The 17,380-nt window shown below is 65.0% G+C and carries 21 protein-coding genes; 10 read left to right on the forward strand and 11 right to left on the reverse strand.

The genetic code is table 11. The features are described from left to right. Positions 1-131 precede the first annotated feature (131 nt). On the reverse strand, positions 132-638 hold the full coding sequence (locus ABDV69_RS13450; RefSeq protein ID WP_343575104.1) for a hypothetical protein: 507 nt from the start codon (positions 636-638) through the stop codon (positions 132-134). Positions 639-740: 102 nt separating this feature from the next. Between ABDV69_RS13450 and ABDV69_RS13455 the strand changes: the two genes are divergently transcribed. Continuing rightward, positions 741-1,901, forward strand: a complete 1,161-nt coding sequence (locus tag ABDV69_RS13455) for an acyl-CoA dehydrogenase family protein (RefSeq protein WP_343575106.1) — start codon at positions 741-743, stop codon at positions 1,899-1,901. A 615-nt stretch (positions 1,902-2,516) separates the two neighbouring features. Further along, on the forward strand, positions 2,517-4,448 hold the full coding sequence (locus tag ABDV69_RS13460; RefSeq protein ID WP_343575108.1) for a hypothetical protein: 1,932 nt from the start codon (positions 2,517-2,519) through the stop codon (positions 4,446-4,448). Positions 4,449-4,460: 12 nt separating this feature from the next. Here the strand turns inward: ABDV69_RS13460 and lexA are convergent, their stop codons facing one another. Then, positions 4,461-5,159 carry a transcriptional repressor LexA gene (gene lexA, locus ABDV69_RS13465; protein ID WP_343575111.1) on the reverse strand — a complete coding sequence of 233 codons (699 nt, stop codon included), beginning with the start codon at positions 5,157-5,159 and terminating at the stop codon, positions 4,461-4,463. A 208-nt stretch (positions 5,160-5,367) separates the two neighbouring features. On the opposite strand from lexA, the gene ABDV69_RS13470 reads away from it, so the two are divergent. The 5 genes from ABDV69_RS13470 (at position 5,368) to ABDV69_RS13490 (ending at position 8,619) form a co-directional block, all read left to right on the forward strand. Continuing rightward, on the forward strand, positions 5,368-5,850 hold the full coding sequence (locus tag ABDV69_RS13470) for a LysM peptidoglycan-binding domain-containing protein (protein ID WP_343575150.1): 483 nt from the start codon (positions 5,368-5,370) through the stop codon (positions 5,848-5,850). 108 nt (positions 5,851-5,958) lie between these two features. Continuing rightward, entirely contained in the window at positions 5,959-6,423 is a 465-nt protein-coding gene (nrdR, locus tag ABDV69_RS13475; RefSeq protein ID WP_343575112.1) for a transcriptional regulator NrdR, read from the forward strand. A gap of 21 nt (positions 6,424-6,444) precedes the next feature. Then, positions 6,445-7,653: an FAD-dependent oxidoreductase gene (locus ABDV69_RS13480; protein WP_343575113.1), complete on the forward strand. Its 1,209-nt coding sequence runs from the start codon at positions 6,445-6,447 to the stop codon at positions 7,651-7,653. A gap of 18 nt (positions 7,654-7,671) precedes the next feature. Further along, complete coding sequence (locus ABDV69_RS13485) at positions 7,672-8,157, forward strand: peroxynitrite isomerase (RefSeq protein ID WP_343575115.1); 486 nt, start codon at positions 7,672-7,674, stop codon at positions 8,155-8,157. 39 nt (positions 8,158-8,196) lie between these two features. Then, complete coding sequence (locus ABDV69_RS13490; protein WP_343575118.1) at positions 8,197-8,619, forward strand: DUF1330 domain-containing protein; 423 nt, start codon at positions 8,197-8,199, stop codon at positions 8,617-8,619. Here ABDV69_RS13490 and ABDV69_RS13495 read toward each other — a convergent pair. From ABDV69_RS13495 to ABDV69_RS13505, 3 genes are all read right to left on the reverse strand, one after another. Beyond that, positions 8,616-9,302: a PhzF family phenazine biosynthesis protein gene (locus tag ABDV69_RS13495; protein ID WP_343575120.1), complete on the reverse strand. Its 687-nt coding sequence runs from the start codon at positions 9,300-9,302 to the stop codon at positions 8,616-8,618. The two genes, ABDV69_RS13490 and ABDV69_RS13495, sit on opposite strands and share 4 nt — an antisense overlap. A gap of 35 nt (positions 9,303-9,337) precedes the next feature. Further along, positions 9,338-10,360, reverse strand: coding sequence for an alpha/beta hydrolase (locus ABDV69_RS13500; protein WP_343575124.1), 1,023 nt, complete (start codon positions 10,358-10,360; stop codon positions 9,338-9,340). A gap of 95 nt (positions 10,361-10,455) precedes the next feature. Continuing rightward, positions 10,456-11,376, reverse strand: a complete 921-nt coding sequence (locus ABDV69_RS13505) for a PAC2 family protein (RefSeq protein WP_343575152.1) — start codon at positions 11,374-11,376, stop codon at positions 10,456-10,458. A 322-nt stretch (positions 11,377-11,698) separates the two neighbouring features. Here ABDV69_RS13505 and ABDV69_RS13510 point away from each other — a divergent pair, with 322 nt between their 5' ends. After that, entirely contained in the window at positions 11,699-12,754 is a 1,056-nt protein-coding gene (locus ABDV69_RS13510; RefSeq protein WP_343575126.1) for a DUF4192 domain-containing protein, read from the forward strand. Positions 12,755-12,833: 79 nt separating this feature from the next. Here the strand turns inward: ABDV69_RS13510 and ABDV69_RS13515 are convergent, their stop codons facing one another. The 3 genes from ABDV69_RS13515 to ABDV69_RS13525 all read right to left on the reverse strand — a co-directional run bounded on the left by ABDV69_RS13515 (position 12,834) and on the right by ABDV69_RS13525 (position 15,162). Beyond that, positions 12,834-13,526, reverse strand: a complete 693-nt coding sequence (locus ABDV69_RS13515) for a metal-dependent transcriptional regulator (protein WP_343575128.1) — start codon at positions 13,524-13,526, stop codon at positions 12,834-12,836. A gap of 124 nt (positions 13,527-13,650) precedes the next feature. Next, positions 13,651-14,610, reverse strand: a complete 960-nt coding sequence (sigB, locus tag ABDV69_RS13520; protein ID WP_343575129.1) for a sigma-70 family RNA polymerase sigma factor SigB — start codon at positions 14,608-14,610, stop codon at positions 13,651-13,653. Between the two features lie 147 nt (positions 14,611-14,757). Next, positions 14,758-15,162 (reverse strand): DUF3099 domain-containing protein, encoded by a 405-nt coding sequence (locus ABDV69_RS13525; protein ID WP_343575132.1) that lies wholly within the window; start codon positions 15,160-15,162, stop codon positions 14,758-14,760. A 61-nt stretch (positions 15,163-15,223) separates the two neighbouring features. Between ABDV69_RS13525 and ABDV69_RS13530 the strand changes: the two genes are divergently transcribed. Then, the gene (locus tag ABDV69_RS13530) at positions 15,224-15,463 is read left to right on the forward strand and encodes a DUF3039 domain-containing protein (protein ID WP_343575135.1); all 240 of its coding nucleotides are present in this window, start codon (positions 15,224-15,226) and stop codon (positions 15,461-15,463) included. On the opposite strand, the gene ABDV69_RS13535 is transcribed toward ABDV69_RS13530, so the two are convergent. Both ABDV69_RS13535 and ABDV69_RS13540 read right to left on the reverse strand, forming a co-directional pair. Then, complete coding sequence (locus tag ABDV69_RS13535; RefSeq protein WP_343575136.1) at positions 15,450-16,439, reverse strand: YihY/virulence factor BrkB family protein; 990 nt, start codon at positions 16,437-16,439, stop codon at positions 15,450-15,452. The genes ABDV69_RS13530 and ABDV69_RS13535 overlap by 14 nt on opposite strands. 64 nt (positions 16,440-16,503) lie before the next feature. Further along, entirely contained in the window at positions 16,504-16,701 is a 198-nt protein-coding gene (locus ABDV69_RS13540; RefSeq protein ID WP_343575139.1) for a hypothetical protein, read from the reverse strand. Between the two features lie 128 nt (positions 16,702-16,829). On the opposite strand from ABDV69_RS13540, the gene ABDV69_RS13545 reads away from it, so the two are divergent. Next, positions 16,830-17,189, forward strand: coding sequence for a DUF952 domain-containing protein (locus ABDV69_RS13545; protein WP_343575141.1), 360 nt, complete (start codon positions 16,830-16,832; stop codon positions 17,187-17,189). Here ABDV69_RS13545 and ABDV69_RS13550 read toward each other — a convergent pair. Continuing rightward, a partial coding sequence (locus ABDV69_RS13550) for a Rid family hydrolase (protein WP_343575143.1) occupies positions 17,144-17,380 on the reverse strand: 237 nt, incomplete at its 5' end. The two genes, ABDV69_RS13545 and ABDV69_RS13550, sit on opposite strands and share 46 nt — an antisense overlap.

The raw sequence follows: 17,380 nt of genomic DNA on the forward strand, positions 1-17,380 counted from the left end.
CGGCGTCGGCGTCGGCAGCGATGGTGGCGGCATGAACTTCGGCGGCGACGGCGGCACCCCGTGGATCGACTTCACCAACCTGTTCTGAGGGCCGACCAGCAACCACTCATCGCACAATCTCACGCATGAGCTCACTCCGCGATCTGGTAGACGTCTTCGGCGGGGGTGGCCAGCACCCGCTGGGCCAGCTCTGCCTTGAGCCGGTCCAGGCTCGCCTCTTCGGCGTGGGTGCGGTCGGATCGGCTGGCGAGATCGATGAATTCGGCAGTGACGAAGCCCTTACGCAGTAGCAGCGTCACCGCGCGTCCGGCGAGGGAGAGGTGAAAGACGAAGCTTTGCAGCAGCCGGCCGCGGTCGGGTCGCGCCAGCGCCGGGTCGACGGTGTAGCGGCCGTCGGTGAAAGCCCGGGTGACGGCTTCAAAGCCGTCGCGCGCCCCGGGCCCTGCAAATGCGGTGCGGATGACGATCGATCGCCGCTGCGGAGGTTGGTTGGGCGACAACGCCGCGAATGCCCGTTGCATGACCTTGAACGCGTTCGCCACACCGGCCGGCGAGCACGGCCCGGCGTAGCACAGCATGTCGGTGTAGGAGAACTCGAGCAACTGCCCGCGTTCGGTCACCAGCAGAGTCTCTTCCATGTGGCTGACTGTAGGACCGCGGGCGCCGCGGGCCGCCCAACCATCCGGTTGGTAGTGGGTATATCTTGGGTGGCACAGTCCCCACCGCGCCGGAGGTCATCCATGGGTAGCGCCGTCAAGTATCAGCGCACATTGTTCGAACCCGAGCACGATCTGTTCCGCGAGTCCTACCGGTCATTCCTGGAACGCCACGTCGCGCCGTACCACGACGAGTGGGAGAAGGCGAAGATCGTCGACCGCGGGGTGTGGCTGGAGGCCGGTAAGCAGGGTTTTTTGGGAATGTCGATTCCCGAGGAGTACGGCGGCGGCGGCAACTCCGATTTCCGCTACAACACCATCATCACTGAGGAGACCACCTACGGCCGCTACAGCGGCATCGGCTGGGGTCTGCACAACGACATCGTGGCGCCCTACCTGCTGAGCCTTACCACCGAGGCGCAGAAACAGCGTTGGTTGCCGAAGTTCTGCACCGGCGAGCTGATCACCGCGATCGCGATGACCGAACCGGGCACCGGCAGTGACTTGCAGGGCATCAAGACCCGCGCCGTCAAAAAAGGCGACCACTATGTCCTCAACGGGTCAAAAACCTTCATCACCAACGGAATCAATGCCGACCTGGTGATCGTTGTGGCCCAGACCGATCCTGATAAAGGCGCACAAGGCTTTTCGCTGCTGGCGGTCGAGCGCGGCATGGAGGGGTTCGAACGCGGCCGGCACCTGGACAAGGTCGGCCTGGACGCTCAGGACACCGCCGAGCTGTCCTTCACCGACGTCGAGGTGCCCGCTGAAAACCTGCTGGGCGAAGAGGGCCTGGGCTTCGTCTACCTGATGCAAAACCTTCCGCAAGAGCGGATTTCGATCGCCATCATGGCCGCCGCTGCCATGGAGCAGGTGTTGGAGCAGACGCTGCAATACACCAAGGAGCGCAAGGCCTTTGGCAAGCCCATAGGCAGTTTCCAGAACAGCCGGTTCCTGCTCGCCGAATTGGCTACCGAGGCCACCGTGGTGCGGATCATGGTTGACGAGTTCGTCGCCCTGCACCTCGAGGAAAAGCTCACCGTCGAACAGGCTGCGATGGCCAAGTGGTACGCCACCGAGAAGCAGGTGTACCTGATCGACCGCTGCTTGCAACTGCACGGTGGCTACGGCTTCATGCGCGAATATCCAGTCGCGCGTGCGTACCTCGATGCTCGGGTGCAGACCATCTACGGTGGCACCACCGAGATCATGAAGGAAATAATCGGTCGTAGCCTCGGCGTCTAGCCGAGGGCCGTCAGGTCCAGCCTCGCCTCTAGCCGTTGGATTTCCGTAGACACGAAGTGGTTCATTCGTCGGTATCGAAGACCCGACGCACTGCCGTTGATATGTCGACCGTTTGCAGCGGCTTTCGAAAGCGGCCGCGGATTCGGCTGGCCTGGTCGTCCGCGCAGCAACCCGGCGTCGGTCGCTTAGCGGCTGGTCAGAGGATCGCGAACCCCTTCGCAGCGTCGATTCGGCGGCCAACGTCGCTGCGGCGTGCCCGAGGTGGCTGTGAAACCGGAACCGTTTCTGAACGGAGTGCCCGTCCGAAAGGACGGCCTGCCCGAAATGCCCAGTCATACAAACACTCACATTTCAGGTAACGGCCGTAATCTAAACTGCGAACGAGCAGAAAGCGACACAAACCGACCCTGCGGAGGGCAATTCGGCATCAATGAAACGACCATTCCGTAGGGTCTCCATATGACTTCCCACCCGTCGTCGCCCGCAGCAGAGTTGTGGCGGCCCGCAGGGGCAGTTGACACTGGGCCCAGAACACGGACTGGGCGGCCGCGGGAGGGCGGGATGACAAGGCAGCGAAGACGATCAAGCATCCTTGCGCGTTCAGCGCGTGGCCTGGTGGCGCTCACGGCGGGATTCACATTCATCGCGCTGCAGACGCCCGCCGCGAACGCTTCCCCCATCGGCGATGCCGACAACGCGATTACCGCCGCCTGGAAAGAAGCCGGCGGCGACACGTCGGACTTGGGTGCCAAGCAGGGTGACTGCTACGTCGCCGGCCAGGGGTTTGCCCAGGACTTCGTGCACGGCAAGATGTTCTTCACACCGGCGACGGGTCCCAGGTCGATGATGGGTGCCGTCCTCGACAAGTATGAGGCAGTGGGCGGCCCAGCAGCCTCCGACCTGGGCTTTCCGACCGCCAACGAGGTGCGCGGACTGGCCGGCCCCGACAGCCGGGTCAGTACCTTCTCGGCCAGCGACAAGCCGCTGATCTACTGGACCGCCGACCACGGCGCCTTCGTCGTGCGCGGCGCGATCAACGCCGCGTGGGACAAACTAGGAAGTTCCGGCGGTGCCCTGGGTGTCCCGATCGGGGATGAGACCTACGACGGCGAGCTCGCCACCCAGGCATTCAGCGGCGGCAGGGTGTCCTTTAACAGGCTGACCAAAGCTTTCAGCACCGTCCCGCCTAACCTGGCCGGTCAGCTGGTCGGGCTGCAGGTGCCTGTCGACCCGACCGCAGATATCAATATGGCCTGGCGGGCCGCCGGCGGGGCCGCCGGACCGCTGGGCGCCAAACAAGGCGACCAGTATCCGATCGGCGGCGACGGGCTGGCCCAGAACTTTGCCGGCGGGACGATCTTCTTCAGCCCCGCCACCGGTGCCAATGCCGTCGAGAGGGACATCCTGACCAAGTACGAGGCGCTCGGCGGGCCGGTCGGAAGCGGCCTCGGCTTCCCGATCTCCAACGAAGCCGACGGTGGTCTGAAAACCGCCAGCAGGGTCAGCGCGTTCTCTGCCAATGACAAGCCGGTGATCTTCTGGACGCCCGGTCACGGCGCGCACGTGGTGCGCGGGGCGCTCAAAGCCGCGTGGGACAAACTTCTGGGCGCGACCGGCAACCTGGGCGCGCCCGTTGCCGATCAGACGATCGCCAAGGACGTCGTGACGCAGAACTTCACCGGCGGTCAGATCGCGTGGAACAAGACGAAGAACACCTTCACCACGCAGCCGGCCAACTTGGCATCGGCGCTGTCCGGTCTCGAGATACCAGGCCAAAAAACCCCGGCAAGTTCGGCGTCGCCCGATACCGCGACGAGTTGGCCGGCCGGGCACTGGTGGTGGCTGCTGGCCGGTGTCGGCGCGCTTTTGCTGATCGTCCTTCTGGCACTCCTGACCCGGTGGCTGGGTCGTCGTCGCGCCGCCCAACGCGACGGTAAAGCCGGCGGTGTCGGCCACTCCGACGACTCCGATGACGAGGCCGCCACGGAAGCGGTTGCGCAGCGGTCGGCGGATGCGGATTCCGACCTGGCGTCGTCTAACTCGGCCGAGGACTACCGGCCGTCGCGTCCACGGACCGTGCGCCTGCCCAGCCAGCCCGGCAGCGGGTGGATGGCGCCGGATCACAAGAGTTTGGTCGACGAACTACTCGAGGACGAAACCGACAGACACGAAGAGATTTCCGACTTCGGTGACTACGACTACGACCACGGCGCCGACGAGGACTCCGACAACGTCGAAACGGATCCGACAGGGATTCCGGTTGCGGGCGAAACCCGTGCCGGACGGCATGCGGCGGCGGACGCCCACGGCGATGACTCTCAAGCGACCGCAGCCATGCTGGTAGCGCGAATTGCGCCCGGGCAGTTGGCAATTCATCTTCCGATGGACGACCCATACCAGGTGCCAGACGGCTATCCCGTCAAGGCCAACGCCAGCTCCGGTCTCTATTACCTGCCCGACAATGGACTGTACGAAGACACTCTGGCCGAAATCTGGTTCGCCACCGAGGCAATGGCGCAGGCAAACGGATTCCACAAGGCCGGCTAGCCCACCGCGACGTCAGATCTTGCGGAGCACCGTGACGACCTTGCCGAGCACTGTGGCGTCGTTGCCGGGGATGGGATCGAAGGCCGGGTTGTGCGGCATCAGCCAAACCTGGCCGCCGGTGCGCTTGAAGGTCTTGACGGTGGCTTCTCCGTCGATCATCGCCGCGACGATGTCGCCGTTGTCGGCGACATTCTGCTGACGGACCACCACCCAGTCGCCGTCACAGATGGCGGCATCGACCATCGATTCGCCGACTACCTTCAGCAGGAACAGCTCGCCGTCCCCGACGAGTTCGCGGGGCAGGGGGAAGACGTCTTCGACCGCTTCCTCGGCCAAAATCGGACCGCCGGCGGCGATGCGCCCCAGGACCGGGACGAACGTCGGTTCCGGTAACGCGTCCGAGCCAGCGACATCGGTGATCACCGACTGCTTCGAAACTTCGTCGGCCGAGCGCACATCGACCGCGCGCGGGCGGTTCGGGTCGCGGCGCAGATAGCCCTTCTTCTCCAGCGTGCGCAACTGGTGAGCCACTGAAGATGTCGACGTCAGCCCGACGGCGTCGCCGATTTCCCGAATGCTCGGGGGATATCCACGGCTGGTCACCGACGCCCGGATGACGTCCAGGATTGTGCTTTGACGCGGCGTCAGCCCCGAATCCACTGCTCGAGGGCCACGTTCTGAGTCGGCGTTGGAAGTATCGCTATCGCTCATATGAACGAATGTAGCGGCATTTCGCCTGGAAATCAAACATGTGTTCGAGGTCTGTCACGTTTTTGGTGTGCGCGGCGCGGGAGATGTCGGTGGCCCGCTTTATCGTGATCGGCGTGCGCAACACTTCGATCACATGTTCGGTTTTCGAACATACTATCGACTACACTTCGAACACGTGATCGACCGCAAGCCGACTGGAGGAACGAACATGATGCACATCGAGACCAGCTCGCCGACCGCGCGGACCCAGGTTCGCCCGGTCCAGGTACGTCCGGCCGGCCGCGGTAGTCGCCCGGACTCCAGAGGTCCGCGGCCATCCAGGCCGACCGCGGCGCCGCCGCGTTACCGCGGCACCGGTGTCTTGATGTCGAGTGCGTCGCACCGGCCGCGGCCCATCACCCCGGCGACCACGGTGGCGCTCGCCATGGTCGCCGCAGGGATCACGGTGTGGCTGGGATTCGTGGCCCACTTGGGCGGGATGCTGCACGGCGGACCGCAGAAGGCCGCTGTGCCGATGCCCGACCGACTCGCCGTGGTCCGCGTCGAACCGGGCGATACGCTGCAGCGTCTGGCCGCCCGGGTGGCGCCGGATGCGCCGGTCAGTGATGTCGCCGCGCGCATTCGCGAACTCAACGAGCTCAAGTCGTCGGTGGTGACGGCCGGCCAGACGCTGATCGCGCCGGTGGGCTGAGCCGTTTACCAGCCGCGAAACCCGGTGATACTGGGCCCGCTCCACGGGGCGCAGGTAGGCTCGTGCTCGTTCGGGACACCCCGAAGTCCGCGCGACGAAGGAGCGGCCATGCATTGTCCGTTCTGTCGACATCCGGATTCGCGAGTCGTTGACTCTCGCGAAACCGACGAGGGACAGGCGATCCGACGACGCCGTTCTTGCCCAGAGTGTGGTCGGCGATTCACGACGGTGGAAACCGCGGTGCTGGCAGTCGTCAAGCGCAGCGGCGTGACCGAGCCGTTCAGCCGGGAGAAGGTGATGCGCGGGGTGCGCCGCGCATGTCAGGGCCGGCAGGTTGACGACGATGCACTGAACCTGTTGGCGCAGCAGGTTGAAGACGCTGTGCGGGCCGCCGGCTCGCCGGAAATTCCCAGTAATGAAGTCGGCCTTGCGATCCTCGGGCCGCTACGCGAGTTAGACGAAGTGGCTTATCTGCGATTCGCTTCGGTGTACCGGTCTTTCGAGTCCGCAGAAGATTTCGAGCGCGAGATCAAAGCCCTGCGTACCCACCGAAAGGTACCCGCGTCCGGTTGACCGACATCGTAGGGTCGGACCATGCCGCACGTTGTGCGAACCCAGGTGTGCGTTGCCGGCGGCGGCCCCGCGGGCATGGTGCACGCCCTGCTGCTGGCCCGCGCCGGCATCGAAGTGACGGTCTTGGAGAAGCACAATGACTTCCTGCGCGACTTCCGCGGCGACACCGTCCATCCGAGCACGTTGCGCATCATGGACGAGTTGGGGCTGATCGACGAGTTTTTGCGGCTCCCACACACCAAGGTCACTCGGCTGGCTGTCGACACCGACGGGACACTGCGAACTTTCGGCAACTTCAGCGCACTCTCGCGGCTCGGCTTCAAGCAGCCCTACATCGCGCTGATGCCGCAGTGGGATTTTCTTGACTTCCTCGCCGAAAAAGCCAGCGCCCGACCGGAATTCACGCTGATCCGCAACGCGGAGGTGACCGACCTGATCTTCGATGGGGATCGTGTGGTCGGCGTGCGCACCCCGGACCTGGACGTGTACTCCGCTCTGGTGATCGGCGCCGACGGACGCAAATCCGCGGTGCGCGCCGCGGCTGGGTTACCCGTCGGAAGCTCGAGTTCGCCTATAGACGTGCTGTGGTTCCGGTTGAAGTGGCGCCCCGGTGACCCTCGAGAGCTTGTCGGGGTGGTCCGCAAGGGTCTGATGATGGCGATGATCTACCGGGGCGACTACTGGCAAATTGCGTATGTCATGTCCAAGGGCGAAAACCCGCGCGACGGGTCGCTGAAGGCGTTCAAGGAGCGACTGGTTTCCGTGCGACCCAGTTTGGCGCAGCACGTCGACGACTTGCACTCCTGGGACGAGACCAGTCAACTCGACGTGCGCGTGGATCGGCTGAAAACCTGGTGGCGCAAGGGCCTGCTGTGCATCGGAGACGCCGCGCATGCGATGTCGCCGGTCGGTGGCGTCGGCATCAACCTCGCTGTCGCGGATGCGGTGGGCGCGGCCAACATCCTCTGTGGCCCACTGCGCGAAAACCGATTGACCGAAACAGATCTCGCCAAGGTGCAGCGCCGGCGTGAACTTCCGGCCAGGATCATTCAGGCCGGTCAAGTGTTCGTGCAGAATCACGTGATCGAACCCAACCTGGCCGGTGACCTGTCGCCAGTCCGAGTTCCGAAGATCGTCGGACGCGGGCCGCTGCAGTTCATCCCGCCGATCATCGTCGGCAGAGGCTTCCGACCCGAACAAGTCCGCACGCCGGACATTCACGCCGCCTAGTTTCGTTAGGCTGGCCGGATGCCACCAGACCTGCATCTCAACCTGCAAGCACTGGAGCCGCTGCTGGGTACCTGGCAGGGACCCGGATCCGGCGAATATCCCACCATCGAGCCGTTCGACTACCTCGAAGAAGTCACGTTTTCCCATGTGGGCAAACCGTTTCTGATCTACCGGCAAACGACCAAGAGCGTGCTCGACGGGCTACCGTTACATGCGGAAACGGGCTATCTGCGGGTACCCCGACACAACGAAGTCGAACTCGTGCTGGCGCACCCGAGCGGCGTCACCGAGATCGAAGTCGGCAGCTACGTCGCCGAAGGCACCACGGTCGAGTTGGCGATGACGACGAGCCACGTCGGTCTGACCCCGACCGCCAAGGAAGTGACATCGCTGGCCCGCCGCTTCCGACTGGACGGCGACGAGCTCACCTACTCTGTGCAGATGGGGGCGGTCGGACAGCCGCTGCAACATCACCTGTCCGCTGTGCTGCACCGCAAACCTTGACGCGCCTGCGCGCCGAAGGACACCTAAGGAGGAACCAGCATGGATGTCGAAAATCACGTCTACCCGCCCCGTTCCCGTGTCGAGGCGCTGCTCGCGGATGGCTCCGCGGACCGCGTGGTGATGCTCAATTTGCTCAAATTCCGCGAAAAGGCGGAGTACGCGGACGGTCGAGCCGGCGACTTGAGCGGTCGAGAGGCCTACGACCTGTACGGCGTCGCGATGCAGGCGATCGTGCAGAACAACGGTGGCCGAGTGCTGTTCGGCGGTGATATCGCGTCGGCGGTGATCGGCGAGGTGGGTGAGATGTGGGACACCTGTGTGCTTGTCGAATATCCCTCGGCCGCGGCATTTGCCACGCTGGTGACGTCCCCGGAGGTGATGGCGGCGAGTGTCCATCGCGTCGCGGGACTCAAGGGCCAGCTGCTGTTGCGCCTGACGCAGCGCGACACGATCCCGCGCTAGGGCAGCTGCCGCACGCCCTCGTTCACGACACGACCGCCAATCCGGACCCACCCCTGTGGGCTCCAGGTGGTATCGATGATCGATCCTTGGCCCTGCGTGATGTGCAGGTCGCGGCTGAGATAGTCGGTGATCCGGACCGCGGCCGAACCCGTCGCTTCGTCTTCTGCCACACCGAGATTTGGGGCGAACATCCGCGCGCGCAGCGATCCCGCGGTCTCGTCGACCCATGCCCACAGGTAGTGCGCCACGTCGTCGGAGTAGTCGGCCGGATCGGCGGTGGCTAGCCCGTCAACGCTGTGCAGATCGTGAATGGCGAACTCCGGCGACCAGTCCGAGCGGGCACTGATCGTGGTGATGTCGTCGTCGTAGCTCACCTGCACCAACCCGGCCGGCACCTGCAGCGTGTGAATCGGCGTACCGACCGATTGCAGCCACCAGGACGCTCCGACCGTCGGATGCCCGGCGAACGCCAACTCGGTGGCCGGGGTGTAGATACGCGCCTCCGCGGTGGTGCTGCCGGCGGCGGGGAGATTGACGAAAATTGTTTCGCTGTAACCTAGTTGGCGGGCAATGCGCTGATGCTGATCCGGCTGGACCGTCGCGGCATCGACCACGCCGAGTGGATTACCGAAATTGCCTCTCGCATCGGTGAATACTCGCAAAACCGTGACATCGGCGCTCATGAAGGCGACTGTACGGCGTCACCGCGACACAGCGATCAGGTGGCACTGCGTTCGTCGGCTCCGATGGCCTCCAACACGGCGACCCGGGTGTCGTGGGGCCCGGAGACGGTCTGTGCGCCACCACCGGTCCGGAGCAGCTCGCGAAGCGCGGTCTGGTCGTAGTCGGCCGGCGCGGTGGTGTCGATGAAGCGTTCGACGACCTCGATGAAACGGTCAGGGTCGTCGTGGAACGGGAAGTGCCCGGAGCGTTCGAAAACCTCCAATTGGGAGCCGGGCATCGCGGCGTGGGCCATGTGCGCGTGGCTGACCGGCACGACGACATCATCGTTGCCCCAAATGATCTGCACCGGAACGGATTGTGTCAAATAGCATCGATCGAGCATGGTCACGCTCTGGCCGCGCCAATCGACCACCGCGCGCAGGCTCCGGGTGAACGCCGCCGAGGCCATCGGTTCCGGCAGGCCTTCCAAGATCCGCAGAACGTCGGGCAGGTCGTGGCCGATCGCGGTGGATCCCAGCACCATTCCCGCCGCTCGCCCCAGCACCTGCAAGGTGGGTAGCACCAGCGGAAGTCGCAGCAGGGCCAGCGCCTCGCTGCCCATCGGCAACGAGGCCACCCGCAACAGAATGTTCACGTCCTTGGTCACCCCGCCGGTGCCGACCAGCACCAATCGCTCGACCAGATGTGGGAACTGGTAGGCGAATTGCATCGCCACGCCGCCGCCGAGCGAATGACCGATGACCGTGGCCCGCTCGATGTCCAGGACGGACATTAGGTCGCGCATTCCGTTGGCGTAGGCCGCAATTGAGTAGTCAGCGCGTGGTTTGTCCGACTCGCCATGGCCCAGCAGGTCAACGGCGATGACGGTGAACCGTTGCGCGAGCGTGGATTGAACCATCGACCAGGTTGTCGAATTGTCGCCGATGCCGTGGATCAGCAAGATCACCGGGCCCGAGCCCGCGATGCGAAACGCCCGCCGGTAACCGTGCACCGTCTGGAAGTGGAGCTGCGGCGTGACCTCGCGCACCGAGCGGAGCTTGGGCTTGCCCTGCGTCATGTCGCCAACTTCGCTGTCGGGCTGGGAAACACGGGCCGCTCCTCCTGCTTCTCCGGATCGCACTGCTCTGTCTACGGTCGTGGCCCGGAGGGCGCTCAGGTCGGATCGTCGTCGTCGAACTTCTTGTCGGTTTGCTGTGCCAGGAACCGCTCGAACTCCGCGCCGAGTTCGTCACCGCTGGGCAGGTCTTCATCGCGTGTCAGCAATGACCGATTCTCCTGCGCAGCAATGAAGGCATCGTACTGGCGCTCCAGCGCCGCCACCACTTGAGCGACATCCGAGCTGGCCTCGACCTGCTCGTCCACCTTGACCTTGACCTCCGCGGCTGCCTCGGTCAGCGCCTTAAGCGGCAGCTGCAGCGCGCCGGTCTTGGCCAACTGCTCCAGCAATGCCTGCGCGGCGGCCGGATAATCCGTCTGCGCCAGGTAGTGCGGGACATGCACGGTGTAGCCGACCACCTCGTGCCCGTGTTGGGCCATCCGGTACTCCAACAGATTCGACGCGCTGCCCGGAACCTGCACCTCCGAAATCCACGGTGTGAATTCTGCGATCAAGTCGCGGTTGTTGGCGTGCGCGGTCAGCGTGATCGGGCGGGTATGCGGAACCGCCATCGGGATGGTGCCCAATCCGATGGTCTGCCGAACCCCGAGGCGTTCCGCCAACAACCGGACGGCGGTGATGAATCGCTCCCACTTCAAATCCGGCTCCATACCGGTCAACAACAGAAACGGCGTTCCGACGCTGTCGTGCACGGCGTAGAGGCTGAGCTCGGGTTCTTCATAGTGGGTGAAGTGATCGGCCTTGAACGTCATCAGCGGGCGCCGTGAGCGGTAGTCGAGCAGCTCGTCGATCGCGAAGGACGCCACCAATTCGGTGTCCAGGGTGTCTTTGAGGTGACCGGCGGCCAGCTTGATCGCGTGACCGGCATCGGAGAACCCTTCCAGAGCGTGCACCAGGACCGGGCCACGCCCGTCGGACAGCGACAGTTGAGGCGCCGGGAATTCGAGCTCGTACATGCCGTTCTGCTCGGCCTGGTAGCGCTTGTCCCGATCAGGGGTGTCGGGGGGCTCGGTGTAGCCCATGGCTGTTGCCTCCTAGCCACGGTGCTGTCTTCCGCACCGTGTCAGATAGTGTCCCTCAGATCACCGAGCAGTGGATAGCTGACCCGCTGGTGCACGTGCGGCAAACCGTCGGTCGCGGCCCGTCCGGCTACGTGCAGGCGAGGTATGCGGTCGCTGCGACGTGAGCCGTCCCCAGTCGTGGATTGATACACAGTAAGGCCGTCCCGCCGACCGAGCCGCCCGCGCGCTGACGGTGATAGTTGCCAGCGTTGTCGCCATGACCAAGCAGCGACGTGACTTTGAATTGAATCGGCCCGGTGCGGTGATCGCCGCGCTCCCAGCGGTGTTGGGCTTTGTGCCGGAGAAATCGTTGGTGCTGTTGTCGATCGACGACGGCGAACTCGGGTCGGTGATGCGCATCGACCTGTCCGACGCGTTCGCCGAACAGGTCGGTCATCTCGCCGACGTCGCCGCGGCCGCCGGCCCCGAGGCCGCCATCGCGGTCATCGTCGACGCCGACGGGGCGTGCTGCCCGATGTGTAACGACCAATACCGCGACCTGTGTTCGTCGTTGACCGACGAACTCATCCGGCACGACATTGTGCTGTGGGCGGTGCACGTCGTCGACCGGGTGGCCGTCGGTGGACGTTGGCATTGCGTGGACGGTTGTGGCGCAGGTGGCGTCGTCGACGACCCGTCTGCGTCACCGTTGGCGGCCGCGGCGGTGCTGGACGGGCGTCGGCTCTACGCGCGGCGAGCCGACCTTCAGGCGGTGATCGCGGTCGACCGGGCACGCAGCGCGTCGCTCACCGGCCTGATCGCCGAGTGGGCCGCGCTTCGCGACAAGACGCATCGCGCAGACCCGATGGCCTGCGCCCGTCGCGACGTCGAAGCCGCGATGGCGGCCGCCGCGGGAGTCGCTGACGGCCGTCAGCTTGCCGACGCCGAGATTGCTGCCCTGGCGTGTGCGCTGGCCGACGTCGAAGTGCGTGACACGTTGTACGCCTTGGCAGTCGGCCACAGCGCCGGAGAAGCCGAGTCGTTGTGGGCGCTGCTGGCACGGACATTGCCCACGCCGTGGCGGGCCGAGGCGCTGGTGCTGCTCGCATTCAGCGCCTATGCCCGCGGCGACGGACCGCTGGCCGGGGTGTCGCTGGAAGCGGCCCTGCGCTGCGAGCCGGGGCACCGGATGGCCGGCATGCTCGACACAGCGCTGCAGTCGGGTCTGCGGCCCGAGCACATTCGCGAGTTGGCGGTCACCGGCTACCGACTGGCCGAGCGACTCGGCGTGCGGCTACCTCCGCGGCGGGCGTTCAGACGACGTGCGGTCTGACAGGAGCCTTGTAGATGGCCCGGCTCCTCCTCATCGCGCTCGCGGCTGGGAGGTGCCCGCACTACATCGTCGCCGGGCGTTAGACCTTTTCGACTTTGACTGCGTGGGCCATCTCATGCGGCAGGCCGACGTTCTCGTGGCCCGGGATGACGATGGTCACTCCGCCGGACGGGTTCGATTCGACGGTCACGCGGGCGTTGGGGACCACGCCGGCGTCTTTGAGGCGGGTGATCAGGTCGATGTCGCCCTGCACGTGCTCGGTCAGTTGGCGCACCACGACCGCGACAGGCGGGCCGGTTGACACCTCCGTCAACCGCACCAGGTTGCCGTGATCGGCGCCGAAGCTGTCGCCGATGCCCAGGTCGATAAGCCCTGGAATCGGGTTGCCGAACGGGGACGTGGTCGGGTTATTCAGTACTTTCATCAGGCGGCGCTCGACGTCGTCGCTCATCACGTGCTCCCAGCGACACGCCTCGGCGTGGACTTCTTCCCACGGCAGGCCGATGACATCGACCAGCAGTCGTTCGGCGATCCGGTGCTTGCGCATCACGGAAACGGCCAACGCGCGGCCCTTGTCGGTCAGCTCGAGATGGCGGTCACCGGCCACGTGCAACAGGCCGTCGCGTTCCATCCGGGAAACGGTTTGGCTGACCGTGGGCCCACTTTGGTCGAGTCGTTCCGCGATCCGTGCACGCAACGGAGTAACGCCCTCTTCCTCGAGGTCGTAGATGGTCCGCAGGTACATCTCGGTGGTATCAACCAGGTCGTTCATTCACCCACCTTCCATTGCGGCCGAGTCTACGTGGCCGACTGCGTCAATGGTTCGCTAATACTCCAGCGCAGCAGTATGCCCGCCGCAGGTGCGGCGGGCATACGCGTCGATCAGGGTGGGGCGGTCAGCTGGCGTAGGAGCGGAGCCGGTCGGCCCGATCACCGTTGCGGAGCTTGGTCATCACCTCGCGCTCGATCTGACGAACCCGTTCGCGGGACAGCCCGAACAGCTTGCCGATCTGGTCGAGCGTGCGGGGCTGTCCGTCGTCGAGTCCGAAGCGTAGCCGGATCACCTGATGCTCCCGCTCGTCGAGCGTGGCGAGCACGCTGCGAATGTCGGTGTGCAGCAGTTCGGCGATCACCGAGTTCTCCGCAGACATTGCCTCGGCGTCTTCGATGAAATCGCCCAGCGGCGCTTCCTCTTCCGAGCCCACCGGCATGTCGAGGCTGACCGGGTCGCGGCTGTGCTCGAGCAGGTCGTTGATCTTCTCCACGGGAATGCCGGACTCTTCGGCCAGCTCCTGGTCAGTCGCTTCGCGGCCGAGGTTCTGGTGCATCTCGCGCTTGATGCGAGCCAATTTGTTCACCTGCTCGACCAAGTGGACCGGCAGCCGGATCGTGCGGCTCTGGTCGGCCATGCCGCGGGTGATCGCCTGGCGAATCCACCACGTCGCGTACGTGGAGAACTTGAATCCCTTTGCGTAGTCGAACTTCTCCATCGCGCGGATCAGACCGAGGTTGCCTTCCTGGATGAGGTCCAGCAGGGGCATCCCGCGGCCGGTGTAGCGCTTCGCCAGCGACACGACCAACCGTAGGTTGGCTTCCAGCAGATGGCTGCGCGCCGCCTCGCCGTCGCGGACCACAGCAGCCAGGTCGCGCTTACGGGCCTCGCCGAGACGCTTGCGCGTTTCCAGCAGATGCTTGGCGTACAGGCCGGCTTCGATTCGCTTGGCGAGTTCGACCTCGTCGGCCGCATTGAGCAAGGCCGTCTTGCCGATCCCGTTGAGGTACACGCGCACCAAGTCCGCGGCTGGGCTTTGAGCGTCCAGATCGCCATCGAACCGGACTGTGTTGCCATTTGCCATGGCGGCCTCCTCTACGCGTGAACTGTCATCGGGTACAACGCCCGACCCGGCGTAGTAGTTCCCGCCGGATGGCGTTCTCACACCCGCTGACGTGCGCGAATGTCCGCCAGCCCTGAGAATGTACTGAGAACCCGCTGCGGGATCGGGTTATTCGGAACCGTCAGACGGCTCGTGCTGCCATTCCGGTTGCGGGGCCGGCCGCCTGCGGCGTTCCAGCGCCGGGCGCTCGGCAGTAGGGAACAGGGGCGTCCGTCGTTCGGACGCCTCGAAGCGGCGGGGTTCGTCGGCCCGGCGTGGCGGGCGGTCGTTGGCGATGAGTACCGCAATCCACGGCAGCGGGATGGACGCGGCGATGATCGCCAGCGAGATAAGACCGTTGTGCCACAAGCCATACGCGACGGCGGCCAGTAGCAGGGCCGGGATCCGGAACGACATGATTGTCAGGTATTTCCGGACACGTTGTCGGTGCTGGACTTCGTATGCGGGTGCGGCGGCGGTGATGAGGATCGGTCGGCCATCGTCGTCGAAACCCAGCTCTTGGCTGTGCCTCATCTCTCCACTGTTCCACAACTCGGCTTACGGTGGCGTACCCGGTTCCGGCACAATATCTGACATGGACACCCAGACGATCGAGCGCACCGACACCGACGAACGCGTCGACGACGGGACCGACAGCGACACCCCCAAGTACTTCCACTACGTCAAAAAGGACAAGATCGCGCAGAGCGCCGTGATGGGCACGCACGTTGTGGCGCTGTGCGGCGAGGTCTTTCCGGTGACCAAGTCCGCCAAGCCCGGCTCGCCGGTGTGCCCGGACTGCAAGCGGATCTACGAGACGCTCAAGAAGAGCTGACCCGGTCGGCGTCCGCCGCGGAGGGTGCGTCGTCGTCCGTTGCGGCACCGGTGTCCTCGACCACGTCCTTGGCGCGTTTGACCAGCCACCGTCGCATCCGGTGCGCGTGCGTCCGCGGGGCCGGCCATTCTTCCTGGATCGCGGCGTTGAACTCGGCGCCCACCATGATGGAGAAACCCGCAAAGAACGCGAACAGCAGAAATGCGATCGGGGTGGCCAGCGCGCCGTAGGTGTAGCCGGTGCCGGTGATGTAGCGCAGGTAGATGCGCAGCCCCAGGGTGGCGATCACGAACGTCACGCTGGCCAGGGTCGCGCCGAAAACCAGGCGATGTGACGGGATCGGGTCCGGCAGGGCGACCCGATACAGGATGACCACGGTGGCGATCAGGCCGACGAGCAGTGCGGGGTAGTAGCCGTAGGCCAGCACGTCCCGCAAGCTGGCGGGAATGAGCTCGGCCAGCTTACGCGGGCCATGCACCATCAGCGGCGCCATGACGATCACGAACAGCAGCATCACCAAATACAGCGCCAGCGCGTAGAGGCGCTGCCGTACTGGATGGCGCAGTGGGGTCTGGTCGTGCGCCTCGACCACCGAGTCCACGAAGGCCGAGATGGCCGACGATCCCGCCCACAGCGAGATCAAGAAGCCCAACGACACCACTTCACCGCGAGCGCCTCGGTCGATGTCGGCGATGGTCGGCTCGATGATCTCGTGAACCACGCTCGGCGAGAAGATCTTGTTCGACATCGACACCAGGTAGTGCTCGATGACGACCATGGTGTCCGGGCCGAACAGCGGCGCCACGTAGGCGAAACTGCCCAGCATCCCCAGCAGCAGCGGCGGCAACGACAATGCCGACCAGAACGCCGCTTGCGCGGACTCGGCAAAGATTGAGTCGTCCCAGCTTTTCGACAATGCTCGACGCGTGATACGCCAGAGGTGATGTCGCGAAGGTTTCACTGGGTGGTCAGTCATGACCAGTTAAGGATTACTGACGAACGCCACTATCGCCAGGACCGCTGGTGGCGAGTCGTGGGCTCTACAACCCGATCGGGGCGCCGCTGATTTCCAGCACGGCGGACAGCTCGATCAGCTTGGCCTCGTGCTCGTTGGCGTGGTGCTGGCAGAACAGCAGTTCTGCTCCGGAGGGCAGCTTGGCGCGAACGCGTGCAGCAGCGTTGCACCGATCACACCGGTCAGCCCGGGTTAATTCTGGACTGGTCAACGTCGCATTCATGGCTACTCCGTTCTGCCTTATTCACTGTCTCAGATGTCTGGGTTTTTGGCCCTCTTCACCGATGGTTTACCGGCTGTGTCGTTTCTCACCCCGCGCTGCTGTTTGGAGCGTCAGGGCAAGATGGCGGTATGAGTCAGCCGCCGGCCGAGCTGGTACACCTGTGTTCCGCCGACGACTGGTCGGCCGCCCAGTGCGACGGCGAGTTGCGACCCGAGTCTTTCGCCAGCGTTGGCTTCGTCCATCTGTCGACGCCGCAGCAGGTGCACCTGCCCGCCAACCGCCTGTATCGCGGTCGCGAAGACCTTGTCCTGCTGCACATCGACCCGACCCGTCTGGACTCACCCGTTCGTTGGGAACTAGGGGTAGCAACGGATCCGGCGTCGATGGTGTTCCCGCATCTGTACGGCCCCTTGCCCGTTGAGGCTGTGATCAATGTCACCAGCTACCGCCCGAGCGCCGACGGCGGGTTCCCGAGGCTCGGCGAATAGGCGTCGGCTTCGATCTCCACCAGCAGCCCGGGCTCGATGAGCGCGGCTACCTCGACCATGGTTGCCGCCGGGCGGATCTGGCCGAACACCTCGGCGTGCACGGCCGCGACGTCCCGCCAGCGCGCGATGTCGGTGACGTAGACGCGGGTGCGGACCACGTCGCTCAACGCTGCGCCCGCCTCGAGGAGTGC

This window comes from Mycobacterium sp. (genome assembly GCF_039583785.1).
Lineage (GTDB): Bacteria > Actinomycetota > Actinomycetes > Mycobacteriales > Mycobacteriaceae > Mycobacterium.